This is a genomic window from Streptomyces sp. NPDC005820, assembly GCF_040630255.1.
Classification (GTDB): Bacteria; Actinomycetota; Actinomycetes; order Streptomycetales; family Streptomycetaceae; genus Streptomyces.
In genome coordinates this window covers 136283-152091 of sequence record NZ_JBEXXE010000023.1, presented here as the reverse complement: position 1 = coordinate 152091, position 15809 = coordinate 136283, and the positions used below count along the sequence as shown (strand labels likewise).

Genomic DNA, 15809 nt, shown 5'->3' with positions numbered 1-15809 from the left:
GGCACCGTACTGAGGGGCCGTGCAAAGTGCCCGTACGAAGGGGCCCGGAGGATCCAGTGATCCTCCGGGCCCCTTCGTCGTCCGCGCGTGCTCAGGGGGCGGTGACCGCGTAGTCGCCCGCCGGTGCGGTTTCCGTGCCGTCGGCGGCGACCGCCGTCACCCAGTAGTAGGACGTGGTGCCTCGGGCCGCCTCCGTGTCGAAGAACTCGGCCGCCCCGCTCAGGAGGTCGGCGATCTTCTCGTACGCGGACGTCCGCGGGTCCCAGCGGTAGACGCGGTAGCCGCCGGCCTGTTCCGGCGCCGCGTCGGTGAGCCCGTGCCAGGTCAGCCGGTTGCCCTCGGCGCCCTCGGCCGCCTCGACCGTGAGCGTCAGCGGCGACCCCTCGGGCGTGGCCACGGTCGGCGTCATGTCGAGCTCGGTGGCGATCACGATCTGCGCCTCGCCGGTCATGGCGAACGACGAGTTCGTGGCGTGGTCGAGGGCGTCGACGATGAAGCAGGACTCCTCGCCGTCGGGGATGGTGGTGTACGCGTACGAGGTGGTGCCGGCGGGCACGGAGAAGCCCGGGTACAGGGAGCACATCTGCTCGTCCTCGTCGCCCCAGAGCTCACCCCGGCGGACCGTGTAACTGTCGAGGTCAGGGGTCGGGTTGGCGTCCCAGCGCACCTCGAAGCCGTACTCGGTGGGAGTGACCGTCACCCCGGTGACGGGCGACGGCGGGGTGACGTCCCGGCGCGTGCCGATCACGGCGGTGGACTGCGCGGACTCGTTGCCCGCCGCGTCCAGCGCGGTCACCTTGTAGTGGTGGCCGGTGCCCATCACGGCGCTGGAGTCCAGGTACGACGTCCCGCCGCTGGTGCCGATCAGGGTGTAGGTGCCGCTGCGGGTCGCCGCCCGGTACACGCGGTACGACGTCGCCCCCGCGACCTCGCCCCAGGCGACCCGGAGCCCCTCCGGTTCGCTCGCGGTGGGGCGAAGGACGGGCACGGCGGGGGCGGTCCGGTCGGCCGTGGTGACGGTCTTGGGGGCCGTGCCCGCCGACTCGTTGCCTGCCTTGTCGTAGGCGCGCAGCTGGTAGGAGTAGGCCGCGCCGGTCACCGGGAGCGTGGTGTCGGTGTATGCGGTGGCGGTGGTGGAGGCCAGCCGGGTCCAGGTGGTGCCGTCGGCGGGGCGCCGGTAGACGCGGTGGCCGGCGAGGTCCAGCTCCTGGTTCTTCGCCCAGGTGAGCTTCGCCCGGCCGGACGCGGTGTCGTAGGAGACCGCGAGGCCGGTCGGCGTGAGCGGCGCGACCTTGTCGACCGTCGCCGCGGTGCGGGGCGTGTAGGTGAACTTGACGTTGGCACCGCCGGTCCAGTTCACGTAGTCCACGCGGAGGGTGTGCTTGCCCTTGGGGACCGTGAGGTTCAGGCTCTTCGTCACCGTCGAGGAGACGTTCTTCCAGACGTCGACCTTGCGGACTCCGTCGAGATAGACGCGTACGCCGTCCTGGGCCGACACCGCGAAGGTGAAGGGGCCGCCGGAGCCGAAGTCGCGGGTCACCGTCCAGCGCACGCCGAAGTTGTTCGTGGGGAGGCCGGACGCGGGAGCCTTCGTGCCCCAGCTCTCGCTGATCGCGGAGTCGCAGTCGGTCTTCTTCGGAGTGCCCGAAAAGGTGGTGTTCGCGAAGAATTGACGCTTGTACACCGGAGAGGTGCAGTTGGTCGCGGCCGAAGCGGGCGCGGCGGTGGCGGCGGTGAGGAGACCGCCGGTCGTGGCGAGCACGAGAGCCGTCGCGAGTCTGGCTGGCTTCATTCGATCCTCTGGTCGGCAAGGGCAGGCGGGTACGGGAAGGCCTGTGGTGATCATGACTCGTGAGAACTGGCCTTGGTTGTACGGCTCTTCGCCCCTTGCCGGGCCCCGCTTGAGGAGGGCCTGTAAATAAGGTTCCGTACCCTCTTCGCTTCGTCTCCATGCGTCTTCACTTGCTCAGCGGAGGGTGATGTTGTTACTTCGTTAAGTGGTTCGGCTTGACTCCGGCGGCTGCCGCCGCGTTGGCTTTTGAGATAACTGGGTCAACATGCCGCACCCAAGTACCGGAACGCACCTGAAGTGAGCCCCCGAATGCGTCGTATCGCCATAGCTGTGGTCGCCTCCACGATGTCCCTCTCGCTCGCGGGATGCGGGATGCTGGGGGCCTCGGAGGACAGCAGCTCCGCGACACCGACCCGCACGAACGACATCACCATCGGTGTGCTGATGCCGGAGACGACGAACACCCGGTACGCGGAGTTCGACTACCCGATCATCAAGCGGAAGATCGCCGCCCTCACCAACAACAAGGGAAAGACCGAGTACGCCAACGCGGCAGCCAGCGTCAAGAAGCAGAACATCCAGATGCAGAAGATGATCGACGACAAGGTCGACTGCATCCTGCTCGACGCCGTCGACTCCCACAAGATCGCTCCCATGGTGAAGAAGGCCAAGGAGGCGAACATCCCGGTCATCGCCTACGACCGGCTCGCCGAGGGCCCGATCGACGCGTACGTCTCCTTCGACAACGAGCTCGTCGGCGAGGTGCAGGGCCGCGCCATCACCGAGGCGCTCGGCGCCGCCGACACCTCCGACCAGGTCGTCATGATCAACGGCTCGCCCACCGACCCGAACGCCGCCCAGTTCAAGGACGGGGCGATGAACGAGCTGAACGGCCGCGTGACCATCGCCGCGACCTACGACACCGACGGCTGGAAGCCGGCGATCGCCCAGGCCAGCATGACCAAGGCGATCGAGAAGATCGGCAAGGACAACATCGCGGCCGTCTACTCCGCGAACGACGCCATGGCCGGCGGCGTCATCAAGGCCCTGGAGGCCGCGGGCGTCAGCGCCGCCAACCTGCCCCCCATCACCGGCCAGGACGCCGAGCTCCCGGCCGTGCAGCGGATCATCGCGGGCGAGCAGTACATGACCGTCTACAAGCCGTACGCCGGTGAGGCGGAGGCCGCGGCCGAGGCGGCCGTCGCCAAGGTCCAGGGCCGTGAGCTGCAGTTCGAGGCGCTCACCCGCGACAAGGTCGACAGCCCCACCGACAAGGACATCCCGGCCAAGCTGGTGACCGTGGTCGCGCTCACCAAGAGCAACATCAAGACGACCGTCATCGCGGACGGCATCTACAAGGTCTCCGACATCTGCACGCAGAAGTACAAGCAGGCCTGCGCCGCCATCAACCTGAAGTAGGCGCCGCACCCGACACGTCAGCCCCGTGACCTTCGGGTCGCGGGGCTTCGTGCTGCCGCAGGACATTCCCGGGTCCGGCCGGGCTCCCCCGTCGTCCGGCCGGACCTACCCGGGTGAGGAGCGCCCGGGGGGAAGTGGAACCAACGATGCCCCCCTCTTCTTGCGCGCGCCACCATCAGCTTGTTGCAGTGCGAGGGGCGGAGGCCGGGAGAAACTCGGGTATATGAGTGGTTTTCCGCTGCCGTGGCCGGGGGAGCCGTGTTGCGGAGCCGGTCCGCGCCGCGCATAGTGGCGTCGCGGAAGCCGCGTCAGAGAGGTGTCAAGCGGGGGTGGGATGGGCGATGGCCGGGCACGGGACGGAGGAGCATCCTCACGGTGCTGACCGACTGTGCGAGGCCGGGGATCGCGTGTATTCCCGGGCCGTACGGCGGGGACGCGTGCCGCGCGGCGACGCCGGCCCGGTGCCCTGCCTGCTGGAACTGGCCCTGCTCCACCCCGACCCCGACGACATGGAGTGGCTGGTGCCGACCTCCCCGCAGGAGGTCATGACCCGGCTGCTGCGCGGTCTGCACGACGAGGTGAGCGCCAGTGAGCGCCGGATGGGCTCGGCCGTCGCCGCCTTCGAGTGGTACGCCGGTCTCGGCGGCGCCCCCGGCGCGCGGGCCGCGGAGGGCGCGGCGATCCGGGTCCTGGACGGCTCCTCCCGCATCCAGGCGGCCCTGGACCAGGCGACCGAGGCGTGTACGACCGAGGTGCTGACCGTGCAGCCGGGCGGCATCCGGCGCGAGCACGAACTGTCGGAGGGCCTGCACCGGGCGCTGGAGCTGCGCGGCCGGGGCGTGCGGATGCGCGACCTGTACAACCATGTGGCCCGGCACGGCCAGGGCCTGCTGAACTACCTGGAGCTGATGGGTGACGCGGTGGAGGCCCGCACCCTGGACGAGGTCGTCGACCGGCTGATCCTCTTCGACCGCAAGGTGGCCTTCATCCCGGCCAACGCCGACCGCACGATGGCGCTGGAGCTGCGCCACCCGGCCCTGGTCGCCTACCTGGTGACCGTGTTCGAGCGGCTGTGGCGGCTGGCGATCCCGCTCGGCGCCCAGCTCCCCCAGACCCGTATCGAGGGCGTCTCGCACCGCGAGCAGTCCATCGCCGCGCTGCTGGCCGAGGGACATCAGGACGCGGTGATCGCCGAGCGCCTCGGGATCAGCGTCCGTACCTGCCGGGCCCATATCGCCCGGCTCTCGGAGACCCTGGGGGCGGCGAGCCGGACCCAGCTGGGGGTGCGGATCGCGCAGGTGGGGCTGGACGGGCCGGTGGACGCGAGCGGGCCCGGGGAAGCGGTGCCGGACGCGGCGTCGGACGCGGTGCCGGGCCAGGGACGCGGCCCGGGGCCGGCCGGCGGGGTCACCGAGGCCCTTCCGGATGCTCTCCCTGGTCGAGGATCCCCGACCGGGCGATGAGATAGCCGAGCTGGGCGCGGCTCTCGCTGCCGAGGCCGGCGGCGAGTTTGGCGATGTGGACGCGGGCGGTGCGGATGTTCATGCCGAGGCGGGCGGCGATCACCGCGTCGGTGTGGCCCTCGACGAGGAGGGTGGCGATGGCCCGCTGACGGGGGGTCACCCCGTTGAGGGAAGGGCGCTGCACGGCCTCCGGGTACATCGGGGTGGCCAGCCGCCAGAACCGGTCGAACACCGTGGCCAGGAACGCGGTCAGGGCGGGCTGGCGGACCTCCAGGGCGAGGGTGCCGTCCTCGTCGGCCGGCAGGAAGGCCACCTTGCGGTCGACGACGATGAGGCGGTCGGTGACCTCGTCGAGGCCGCGGGCCTCGGCGTCGCCGCTCAGCAGCTCGTAGTGGCCGATGATGCTCTGGATGTGCCGGGTGGTGTGCTGGTAGAGGGTGCGGATCCGGCAGCCGCGGTCGAGGACGGCCTGGTCGCGCCGGCGGGCGATCTCCGTGGAGGCGGCGGCCCGTTCGGTGTCCATGCCGGTCCGCGGCTGGATGCACAGCAGTTCCTCGCGCATCTCGTCCATGGCCTCGCTGATGGCCTGGTTGATCTGCTCGTTGCCGCTGAGGATGCGCAGGGATGCGGACTCCGTGGGGGCGGTGTGGCTGCCGGTGAGCCGCATGAGCGGTTCGAAGAGCGTGGCCAGCCGCTCCTCGTGGCGCCGTTCCTCGGCGATGCGGGCCGCGGAGGCGTTCAGCTGGCGGTGCAGGGCGACCGCGGGGGCGACGGGCTCCAGCCGGCGCAGATCGTCGACGGCCGGGTGCAGGAGGCCCAGGTCGAGCAGGCAGGGGGCGGCCTCGGCGGCGTCGGCGGCGAGGTGGCCCTCGCGCAGGGCGCGTTCGTAGATCCGGCTGCCCTGGGCGCAGAGTTCTGCCACGCCGTGGTGGGGGTGCGGCGGCGTGTTCACGTCGGGTCCCTTTCCTGGTCGAGGATTCCTGAGCGTGCGATGAGGTAGCCGAGCTGGGCGCGGCTCTCGCTGCCGAGGCGGGCGGCGAGTCTGGCGATGTGGACGCGGGCGGTGCGGACGTTCATGCCGAGCCGGTCGGCGATCACGGCGTCGGTGTGACCCTCGACGAGGAGGGTGGCGATGGCCCGCTGACGGGGGGTGACACCGTTCAGGGTGGGCTGCCGGACGGCCTCGGGGTACATCGGGGTGGCCAGCTGCCAGAGGTGTTCGAAGGCGCCGGCGAAGTAGGCGATCAGCGCGGGGTGGCGGATCTCCAGGGCGAGGGTGCGGTCCTGGTTGGCGGGGAGGAAGGCCACCTCGCGGTCGACGACGATGAGCCGGTCGGTGACCTCGTCGAGGGTGCGCGCCCGGGCGTCGCCGCGCAGGACGTCGTAGCGGGCCAGGACGCTCGGGGAGTGCCGGGCGGTGTGGTGGTAGAGGGTGCGGGTGCGGCCGCCGCGGTCCAGGAAGGCCTGGTCGCGGGCGAGGGCCTGGGCGTGCGAGCTCGGCAGCAGGCCGGGGTGGTGGCCGCGCGGCTGGATGGCGAGGATCTCCTCGGAGGCGTCCGAGATCACCCGGGTGAGCGCCAGGTTGATGGCGTCGCGGCCGTCGACGAGGGTGAGGGCCGGGGTGTCGGCGAGCCGGGGCGCCGTCGCGCGCAGCCGCAGGAAGGCGTCGAAGGTGTCCACCAGCCGGGCCTCGCGGCGGCGTTCGCGTGCGATGCGCTCCTGGGTGGTCACCAGCTGGCGGTGCAGGGCGACGACGGGGGCGACGGGCTCCAGGTGGCCGGGGGCGTCGGCGCAGGGGCGCAGCAGGCCGAACTCCAGCAGACAGCGGGCCGGTTCGGCTTCCTCGGCGGTGATCCGGCCCGTCCTCAGGGCCCGTTCGTACAGGCGCGCCCCCGCGGCGCACAACTGCGTCACGCCGTGCCGCACATGGGGTGCGGGGGGCGGCTCCGCCGCGTCCTGTCCGTGCACCTCGCTGGTCACCGGCGTCCTCTTCGAGAGCTCGTCACCTCACTCGTCCCGGTCCAGGATCCCGGACTGCGCGATCAGGTAGCCGAGCTGGGCGCGGCTGCCGCTGCCGAGGGCGGTGGCGAGTTTGGCGATGTGGGCCCGGCAGGTACGGACGTTCATGCCGAGGCGGCGGGCGATGGCCTCGTCGACATGGCCCTCGACGAGGAGTTTGGCGATGGAGTGCTGGATGTCGGTGAGGCCGTCGGGGGCGGTCTCGTAGGGTGCGCCGGCGGTCAGCGGGACGGCCCGGTTCCACATGAACTCGAACACCTTGATGAGGTAGCCGACGAGTCCGGGGTGGCGGATCTCCAGGGCCACCTGGCGGTCGTCGCGGATGGGGATGAAGGCGACGGCCTCGTCGCAGATGATGAGCCGTTCGACGAGTTCGTCGATGGTCCGGTACTCGACCTTGCCGTCGGCGAACTGGTCCACGTAGGCCAGCTTCTCCGGGCTGTAGCGGGCCGTGTGCTGGTACAGGGTGCGGATCCGGACCCCGCGTTCGATCAGCGGCCGGTCGCGCTCCAGGCCCTCGATGAGCCGGCGCTCGGGGCGGTGGCCGCTCGGCTGGACCGTCAGCATCTCGCTCTGGCACTGGGAGGTGGCGAGGTCCAGCGCGGCGTTGATCCGGTCGAGCCCCTCCAGCACGGTGATGGAGTGGGTCGACGCGGTGACCTGGGCGCTCAGGGCCATGAACGGCTCGAAGGCGCCCGCCAGTTCGATCGAGACCCGGCGGCGCTCGGTGATCTCGCGCTCGATGGGGTTGAGGCGCTGGGCCAGCGCGACCGAAGGGGGAACCGGACGCAGCCAGTTGGCGTCGTCGGGGTCGGGGTGCAGCAGCGCGAACTCCATCAGGCAGGGAGCGGCCTCCACGTCCGCGCGGGCGATACGCCCCGTCCGCAGTGCATCCACATACAGACGGCTACCCTCGTCGCATAGCGCGGTCACGGCATGGGGATGTTTCGCTTTAGTCCGATTCGTTGCCAAATCTCCACCCCCCAGGGTCCTGAACGTGCAGGAACATGATGCACCGATCGTGTGGCCATGACGTGCCCGAATGAGCCATCGTCTTAGTCGACGGGGGAAGAGGGGACCTTCAAGTGAGGACGAAGCCGACTATGGGTAAGAGAATGCTTCGCTCGGTGCTTGTCGCCGCCTTCTCCGCCGTTGTGGCCTTCGGATCCCTGAGTGGCCTCTCCGACGCGAAGGGTGACGTACGGGCGGACAGTGTGTGGGCGACCACGCCGCAGTCCGTCGTGGCCGACGGCGACACTCCTGTCGGTACCGACGACAGCGTGTGGGCCTGACCATGACTACTCCTCCCGACGACCGTTCCTTCCGCCGCGAGATGGCCACCGCCTACCGCTCCGGCTGGCACTTCATCGACCTGGTCACCGCCATCCCCCACAGCGGTGACTCGTTGATGGTGACCGTGTTCGGAGAACCGGTGGTCGTCACGCGGGACGAGGAGGACGACGTCCGGGCCTATCGGTGCCTGCGGCGGCCCCGGGGGGCGCCGCAGCCCGTACGGTGCGCGATCCGGTACGGAATGATCTTCGTGAACCTGGACCGGCGCGATCACCAGCTGGCGGAACCGGCTCCCCAGGCCGCTCCGCACACCATCTCAGCCACCCCCCGCAGTGCCTGACGCGATTCCCCCGTCGTAACAGATCGCCTCAGGTGCTTCCCCCCGCAGCGGCGTCACCGTGACCTGAACACGGTGACGCCGCTGCAGTTTTCCGGGGACATTTCCCTTTATCGGCGAGTATCGGTCAAGTGTCGGAACGCTTGTGCCGTGGCCGGAAAACGACGTACGCCACAGGTCCCGGGTTTGGATCAGCCGTGACCCGGCGCCCTCCCGCCGTACCGCCGGCATGTGCGCCCCCGCCCCCTCTCTCCCGTGCGGCCCCGCATCGCACACCCGTCTCTCTCACCTTGAGCGGAATAGACTCAACTTTGTGTACGCTGGCACAGTCAGACAAGGGAGTGGGCTGACGCCAAGGAGGAGACAGCGAACGTGGACGCCGAGCTGACCAACCGGAGCCGGGACGCGATCAACGCGGCCGGCAGCCGTGCCGTGTCGGGAGGACACCCCGACCTCACCCCCGCCCATCTGCTGCTCGCGCTGCTCCAGGGCCAGGACAACGAGAACATCGTCGACCTCCTCGCCGCGGTCGGCGCCGACCAGGCCGCCGTACGCGCGGGAGCCGAACATGTGCTCGCCGGTCTGCCCAGCGTGACCGGCTCCACCGTGGCGCCCCCGCAGCCCAACCGCGAGCTGCTCGCCGTGCTCGCCGACGCGCAGGCGCGGGCCAAGGAGCTGGGCGACGAGTTCCTCTCCACCGAGCACCTGCTGATCGGCACCGCCGCGAAGGGCGGCCAGGCCGCCGACGTGCTCGGCCGGCACGGCGCCGGCCCGGACCAGCTGCAGGACGCCTTCCGCAAGGCCCGCGGCGGCCGCCGGGTCACCACCGCCGACCCCGAGGGCCAGTACAAGGCCCTGGAGAAGTTCGGCACCGACTTCACCGCAGCCGCCCGCGACGGCAAGCTCGACCCGGTCATCGGCCGGGACCAGGAGATCCGCCGCGTCGTCCAGGTCCTCTCCCGCCGGACCAAGAACAACCCCGTCCTCATCGGCGAGCCCGGCGTCGGCAAGACCGCCGTCGTCGAGGGACTCGCCCAGCGGATCGTCAAGGGGGACGTGCCCGAGTCCCTCAAGGACAAGCGGCTGGTCGCGCTGGACCTCGGCGCGATGGTCGCCGGCGCGAAGTACCGGGGCGAGTTCGAGGAGCGCCTGAAGACCGTCCTCGCCGAGATCAAGGAGAGCGACGGCCAGATCATCACCTTCATCGACGAGCTGCACACGGTCGTCGGCGCGGGCGCCGGCGGCGACTCCGCCATGGACGCCGGCAACATGCTCAAGCCGATGCTCGCCCGCGGTGAGCTGCGCATGGTCGGCGCGACCACGCTCGACGAGTACCGCGAGCGCATCGAGAAGGACCCCGCCCTCGAGCGCCGCTTCCAGCAGGTGCTGGTCGCGGAGCCGACCGTCGAGGACACCATCGCGATCCTGCGCGGGCTCAAGGGCCGCTACGAGGCCCACCACAAGGTCCAGATCGCCGACAGCGCGCTGGTCGCGGCCGCGACCCTCTCCGACCGGTACATCACCTCCCGCTTCCTGCCCGACAAGGCCATCGACCTGGTCGACGAGGCCGCCTCCCGCCTCCGGATGGAGATCGACTCCTCGCCCGTCGAGATCGACGAGCTCCAGCGGTCCGTGGACCGGCTCAAGATGGAGGAGCTGGCCATCGGCAAGGAGACCGACGCCGCCTCCCGCGAACGCCTGGAGAAGCTGCGCCGCGACCTCGCCGACAAGGAGGAGGAGCTGCGGGGCCTGACCGCCCGCTGGGAGAAGGAGAAGCAGTCCCTCAACCGCGTCGGCGAGCTCAAGGAGAAGCTCGACGAACTGCGCGGCCAGGCCGAGCGCGCCCAGCGCGAGGCCGACTTCGACACCGCCGGAAAGCTGCTGTACGGCGAGATCCCGGCCCTGGAGCGCGACCTGGAGGCCGCCACCGAGGCCGAGGAGGAGGCCTCCAAGGGCACCATGGTCAAGGACGAGGTCGGCTCCGACGACATCGCCGACGTCGTCGCCGCCTGGACCGGCATCCCGGCGGGCCGCCTCCTGGAGGGCGAGACGCAGAAGCTGCTCCGTATGGAGCACGAACTGGGCCGCCGGCTGATCGGCCAGTCCGAAGCCGTCCAGGCCGTCTCGGACGCCGTACGCCGCTCCCGCGCCGGCATCTCCGACCCCGACCGCCCGACCGGCTCCTTCCTCTTCCTCGGCCCCACCGGCGTCGGCAAGACCGAGCTCGCCAAGGCCCTCGCCGACTTCCTGTTCGACGACGAGCGGGCCATGATCCGCATCGACATGTCGGAGTACGGCGAGAAGCACAGCGTCGCCCGGCTCGTCGGCGCGCCCCCCGGCTACGTCGGCTACGAGGAGGGCGGCCAGCTCACCGAGGCCGTCCGCCGCCGCCCGTACAGCGTGGTCCTCCTGGACGAGGTCGAGAAGGCCCACCCCGAGGTCTTCGACGTCCTCCTCCAGGTCCTCGACGACGGCCGCCTCACCGACGGCCAGGGCCGCACGGTCGACTTCCGCAACGCGATCCTCGTCCTGACCTCCAACCTGGGCAGCCAGTACCTGGTCGACCCGGTCACGACGGAGGCGGAGAAGAAGGAGCAGGTCCTGGAGGTGGTCCGGGCGTCCTTCAAGCCGGAGTTCCTCAACCGCCTCGACGACCTGGTCGTCTTCTCGGCCCTGTCCAAGGACGAGCTCGGCCGGATCGCCCGCCTCCAGATCGACCGCCTCGCCCGCCGCCTGGCCGACCGCCGCCTCACCCTGGAGGTCACCGACGCGGCCCTCGCCTGGCTCGCCGACGAGGGCAACGACCCCGCCTACGGCGCCCGCCCGCTGCGCCGCCTGGTCCAGACGGCCATCGGCGACCGCCTCGCCAAGGAGATCCTCTCCGGCGAGGTCAAGGACGGTGACACGGTCCGCGTGGACGCCTTCGGCGAGGGCCTGCTCGTGGGCCCGAGGACCGACAAGACGCTGTAGGCCCGCCGAGCAGCTGAAGAGCGCGCCGGCCCCTGTTCCCCCGGGGCCGGCGCGCTCAGGTGTCGGTCGTGAAGACGACGTACACCATCCAGAAGAACCACAGCGAGAAGACCAGGCACCCCCACCACAGAGTCCACAGCAGCCAGCGGATCTCTCTTCTCACAGCCATGGGCAGATCATCGCACCGCGACCGGCGCCCGCACGCTCTCAGCGGAATTGCGCCAACCGGAGGTGAACCCTGGGGGGCGGGGCTTGCCACCCCCCTCCCCGGATGGGGGAGGATGGCGGGATCCGTACGAAGGGAAATTTCGGTGAGCATCGACCCGTCCTCGATTCCGAACTTCGGGGGCCAGCAGCCCGAGCCGCAGCCCCAGGGACCGGCGGGCCCCGTAGTCCCGGATCAGGACCTCGTGAAGCAGCTCCTCGACCAGATGGAGCTGAAGTACGTCGTCGACGACGAGGGTGACCTCGCGGCGCCGTGGGAGGAGTTCCGTACGTACTTCATGTTCCGCGGCGAGGGTGACCAGGCGGTCTACTCGGTGCGGACGTTCTTCGACCGGCCCCACCAGATCGACGACAAGCAGGCGCTGCTGGAGGCGATCGACGACTGGAACCGGCGCACCCTGTGGCCCAAGGTCTACACGCACACCCACGACGACGGCACCGTCCGCCTCATCGGCGAGGCGCAGCTGCTGATCGGCGCCGGGGTGAACATCGAGCTGTTCGTCTCCTCCACGGTGAGCTGGGTGCGCGCGGCCATCGAGTTCGACAAGTGGCTGGTGGAGCAGCTGGGCCTGGAGAAGGACGTCGACGGCACGGACGGCGAGCCCGAGGAGGGCGACGAGTAGGTCCCGCGACCGGCCCGTCCGTCATGGCGGGGCACCGTCCACAGGCTGTGGACGGTGCCCCGCCTGCCGTTTTCAGCCCGCGAGCGCCTTCAGCCGGGTCACCGCCTCCTCCAGCACGCCCACCTGCTTGCAGAACGCGAACCGCACGAACGGGGCGCCCTCCTCGCGGTGGTCGTAGAAGACGGCGTTGGGGATGGCGACCACACCCGCGCGCTCCGGCAGGGAGCGGCAGAAGGCGAAGCCGTCGCTCTCGCCGAGCGGACGGATGTCGGTGGTGACGAAGTAGGTGCCGGCCGGGCGGAAGACCGAGAAGCCCGCCTCCGCCAGCCCCGTCGCCAGCAGGTCCCGCTTGGCCAGCATGTCCGCCCGGAAGGCGTCGAAGTAGGCGTCGGGGAGGGCGAGGGCCTCGGCGACCGCGTACTGGAAGGGCCCCGACGCCACGTACGTCAGGAACTGCTTGGCGGAACGGACGGCGGTCACGAGTTCCGCGGTGCCCGTCACCCAGCCGACTCCTCGTTGGCCTGCCTATTCCAATTTCGTGCGACAGGCCCCGCTGCGGATCTCCGGCACCGGCGGTGAGCAGGCTGCACAACCTGTCGGCACCCGTCTGCCTGCCGTACCGACGGGCTCGGTGACGCGGCACTGTCCGTCGTATCCTGACCACACACGGGAAGGAGCCGTCCATGAGCGTCGACGCGATCGTGCACACGGAGTTCCCCAAGGGGTACACGGTCCTGTTCGGGGCCGACGGAAAGGTGATCATGACCCCGCAGAGCGAAGAGCGCTCCAGCACCATCAGGTCGATGCAGATCGACTCCGCTCTTGCCCTCGGCCGTCACGCGAAGGTCACCTCCGATGTCTACATCGACTTCCCCGCCGACGAGAACTCCGCCCCCGACCTCGCGATCCTTCGCGAGGACGCACGCAAGGAAGGCAAGCGCTACAGCTTCGAGGACCTTCTGCTGATCTCCGAGGTCGTCTCGACCTCTTCCGCACGCAAGGACTACGACGACTGCACCGCGAAGTACGGCCGCTACGGAATCCCGATCTACCTGGTCGTGGACCCCTACGCCCAGGAAGTCGTCCTTCACACCCAGCCGACCGCCACCGGTTACATCGCCGCACACACCCACAAGTACGGCACGGGCAAGCTCCCCATCTCCCTGGCCGACGGCCGCACTTTCACCCTCGACCTCGACGAACTCCCGCGCCCGGATCCCGAGGCGGACGCCCGCTGACGAGGGACTCCGTCGATCGGGATCGGCCAGGGGGCGTGCCGTTCTCTGCCGTGAGTCCGTGCGACGAAGTCCGGTTCGCCGCAAGGAGGTTCGAAGCCGCGTTGGCTGCGGGCGACAACCACCTCGTACTGCCCTGAGGTAGTGGGCCCGCTCGTCCTCGGCCGAGTCGCCGGGCCCGCTTCGGCGATAGCGTGGCACGGCAACGACTGCTGCAGACAGGCGGACGAGATTTCATGCGGATGCGGTTCGAACCCGAGGCCGAGGAGGAGTTCGAGGCGGCGCGTGGGCTGCTGGTCGACCGCCTGGTTCGGTGGGCCGGGGAGCAGGGGCTGCCGGTGGACGGGTACATGGCCGAGACGGCGCTGGACTACCGGCACCTGGCGACTGCCGACGGCCGACTGGGGCTGTGGGAGTTGTGCCACGTAGAGGAGCTACTGCTCTCCTGGCTTCCCCAGCAGGTCACCGAGCTTCCCGGGGAGGAACGCGCCGACGCCCCGGGCGCACTGCGCACGCTACTGCGCTATCTGCACGCCGCGCAGTTGGCGGACCCGCGCGGCCCCTCACTCCAGGATTCCCTTGCCGCGGTCGACAGGGTCGCGGAACAGCATCCGGCGGCGATGACGGACCGCACTCGCTGGGGATTGGCGAAGTTCTGGGCGATGACGGCCGCGGAGCAGGGCGTGGACGTCCAGGACGGGGCGGCGTTCCAGCGCTTCGCGGACCGAGCGCAGCGCGGGGAGGTCGCCTACGATCAGCAGGCTCTCGCCGCGATCATGGAACGGCGGCTGACCGGCCGCGCGCTGTCCGACGGGGCCCGGGCCGAGCCGCAACTGCCCGTGATGCTTCCCCCGGACGACGAACTGCGCCGACGGGCCGAGGCGTCGACGACCGTGGCGCAGTTGCGCGGACTCGCCGAATGGGCGGGGCAGGACGGCCGCCCGGTGACGGCGACGGGACGACTGCGGATGGCGGAGGCCCGCGAGCTGGTGGACGTACTCGGCACCGGCGACAGGATCGAGGGCGTGCGCTCTTCGGCCGACCTGCCGCGGCTGGGACTGCTGATGGAGTGGGCGAAGAAGGCACGGCTGGTCCGGGTGGTCAAGGGGCGGTTGTACGCGGTGGCCAAGGCCCGGCCGGTGCTGGCCGACCTGCTCCGGCTGTGGCTGCGTGCCTTCGACGCGTGCTTCGAGCTGCGGCAGGCCCTGATCGGGGCACGCAGCGGCTGGCACGTCGAGTCGATGCTCTTCGACGTCTACGAGCCCGTCCTGGACGACGTGTTGAACACGCTCTACAGCCTGCCGTACCCGATGCCCTGGCCGCGGCTGCGTGACACGGTACACCTGGCCTATCGGACCTCCTTCCAGCTCGACGCCGGGTCGGACCCTCAGCACCGGATGTGGTTCGAGCACGCCGACCGGGACCTGCGCGCGGTGCTCGACCTGCTGGACGACCTGGGCGCGATCGAGCGTGATCGTGGGATGGCCGATCCGGTGTTCCTCGACATCGACCTCTTCGATGCCGGTCCCGAGCTGCTCGCGGACATGCCGCCGGAGCTCGCGGAGCTGCTGGGCGTCGCGGGGGCGGCAACGGACCCGGCGGCGCAGGAGCGTGCCGATGCCCGGCGGGAGGAGCTGACCGCCGGGCCGGTCGAGCTCATCCGTCTCACCGAGCTCGGTACCCGGGCCGTACGACAGCGGTTGCTGGCGGCCGGCAGGGACGCACCGTTGGTCGGTGAACTGGCCCAGGCACCGGCGGCCGGCCTGCTGGGGGTGCTGGCCGAGGACTACGACCCGGACGCCGCGCGCACGGAGCTGGCCGGCTGGATCACGGCCCGCGGCGAGCGGGAAGGCGCCCTGCGGCAACTGACCGACGCCGTAAGGACCATGACCTTCCGCACGCGTGCGCAGGCGATGCTCGACGTGCTGCTGGCGGCGTTGCCGGACGGTGAGGGCGAGCGGCTGCTGCGCACGCTGCGGCGAGACACACAGCTGGCGCCGCTGGCGCTGAACGCGCTGGCGCACCGTGAGTTGCTGTCCCCAGAGGACATGACCGATGCAGAGTCTCTGCTGGTGCTCGCCGAGAGCCTGCTTCAGCTCATGGAGTTGGCGGGTGCAGGGGACGGCGCCGAGGAGACGCTGCGCGCTCAGGGCTCCCAGGCCAGGGACGCGGTTGCCGCCGCGTTGGACTCCGCGCACCCGGACCGGGCCGGACTCGACGAGCTCAGGCAGCTGGCGGCCCGGGCACTGGGTACCCGAGGCGTCCGCGCCCCGCAGGCTCGGCGCTCCCCGGGGAAGAGCGGCCGCAAGCGGCGCCGCTGACCGGGCAACACCGCCTGCCCCCAGGCTCCGGGTGCGCCGGCACTGGCACGGAGCCGGGCGCAGGGAAACCGACGGGTCCCGGCGTCGTACTCCTCGGTGGCGCGTTACCGTC

At 70.6% G+C, this 15809-nt stretch carries 12 protein-coding genes and 1 pseudogene; 8 read left to right on the top strand and 5 right to left on the bottom strand.

Translation table 11 applies throughout. From position 1 onward, the window contains the following. Nucleotides 1-91: 91 nt before the first annotated feature. On the bottom strand, nt 92-1792 hold the full coding sequence (locus tag ABZ464_RS27665; RefSeq protein WP_359280716.1) for a PA14 domain-containing protein: 1701 nt from the start codon (nt 1790-1792) through the stop codon (nt 92-94). A gap of 309 nt (nt 1793-2101) precedes the next feature. On the opposite strand from ABZ464_RS27665, the gene ABZ464_RS27660 reads away from it, so the two are divergent. Beyond that, on the top strand, nt 2102-3211 hold the full coding sequence (locus ABZ464_RS27660) for a substrate-binding domain-containing protein (protein ID WP_359280714.1): 1110 nt from the start codon (nt 2102-2104) through the stop codon (nt 3209-3211). A 341-nt stretch (nt 3212-3552) separates the two neighbouring features. Further along, entirely contained in the window at nt 3553-4674 is a 1122-nt protein-coding gene (locus tag ABZ464_RS27655; protein WP_359280712.1) for a LuxR C-terminal-related transcriptional regulator, read from the top strand. Here the strand turns inward: ABZ464_RS27655 and ABZ464_RS27650 are convergent. Genes ABZ464_RS27650 through ABZ464_RS27640 form a run of 3 tightly spaced genes read right to left on the bottom strand, consistent with a single transcriptional unit; the run spans nt 4619 to nt 7665 of the window. Beyond that, complete coding sequence (locus ABZ464_RS27650; RefSeq protein WP_359280709.1) at nt 4619-5626, bottom strand: helix-turn-helix transcriptional regulator; 1008 nt, start codon at nt 5624-5626, stop codon at nt 4619-4621. The genes ABZ464_RS27655 and ABZ464_RS27650 overlap by 56 nt on opposite strands. Beyond that, on the bottom strand, nt 5623-6654 hold the full coding sequence (locus ABZ464_RS27645; protein WP_359280707.1) for a LuxR C-terminal-related transcriptional regulator: 1032 nt from the start codon (nt 6652-6654) through the stop codon (nt 5623-5625). Before ABZ464_RS27645 ends, ABZ464_RS27650 begins: the two co-directional genes overlap by 4 nt. A gap of 27 nt (nt 6655-6681) precedes the next feature. Continuing rightward, nucleotides 6682-7665 (bottom strand): helix-turn-helix transcriptional regulator, encoded by a 984-nt coding sequence (locus ABZ464_RS27640; RefSeq protein ID WP_359280704.1) that lies wholly within the window; start codon nt 7663-7665, stop codon nt 6682-6684. Nucleotides 7666-7820: 155 nt separating this feature from the next. On the opposite strand from ABZ464_RS27640, the gene ABZ464_RS27635 reads away from it, so the two are divergent. The 4 genes from ABZ464_RS27635 to ABZ464_RS27620 all read left to right on the top strand — a co-directional run bounded on the left by ABZ464_RS27635 (nt 7821) and on the right by ABZ464_RS27620 (nt 12141). Next, nucleotides 7821-7985: a hypothetical protein gene (locus tag ABZ464_RS27635; RefSeq protein ID WP_359280772.1), complete on the top strand. Its 165-nt coding sequence runs from the start codon at nt 7821-7823 to the stop codon at nt 7983-7985. Nucleotides 7986-7987: 2 nt separating this feature from the next. Further along, nucleotides 7988-8326, top strand: a complete 339-nt coding sequence (locus ABZ464_RS27630) for a hypothetical protein (RefSeq protein WP_359280702.1) — start codon at nt 7988-7990, stop codon at nt 8324-8326. A gap of 369 nt (nt 8327-8695) precedes the next feature. Next, entirely contained in the window at nt 8696-11293 is a 2598-nt protein-coding gene (clpB, locus tag ABZ464_RS27625) for an ATP-dependent chaperone ClpB (protein WP_359280699.1), read from the top strand. A gap of 311 nt (nt 11294-11604) precedes the next feature. Beyond that, a complete protein-coding gene (locus tag ABZ464_RS27620) occupies nt 11605-12141 on the top strand; it encodes a YbjN domain-containing protein (protein WP_359280697.1) in 537 nt (178 codons plus the stop codon). 72 nt (nt 12142-12213) lie between these two features. Here ABZ464_RS27620 and ABZ464_RS27615 read toward each other — a convergent pair. After that, a pseudogene (locus ABZ464_RS27615) lies at nt 12214-12651 on the bottom strand (aminotransferase class I/II-fold pyridoxal phosphate-dependent enzyme); the annotation flags it as partial. A gap of 173 nt (nt 12652-12824) precedes the next feature. Here ABZ464_RS27615 and ABZ464_RS27610 point away from each other — a divergent pair. Next, complete coding sequence (locus ABZ464_RS27610; protein ID WP_359280694.1) at nt 12825-13379, top strand: Uma2 family endonuclease; 555 nt, start codon at nt 12825-12827, stop codon at nt 13377-13379. Between the two features lie 239 nt (nt 13380-13618). Beyond that, nucleotides 13619-15697: a hypothetical protein gene (locus ABZ464_RS27605; protein WP_359280692.1), complete on the top strand. Its 2079-nt coding sequence runs from the start codon at nt 13619-13621 to the stop codon at nt 15695-15697. Nucleotides 15698-15809: the final 112 nt, after the last annotated feature.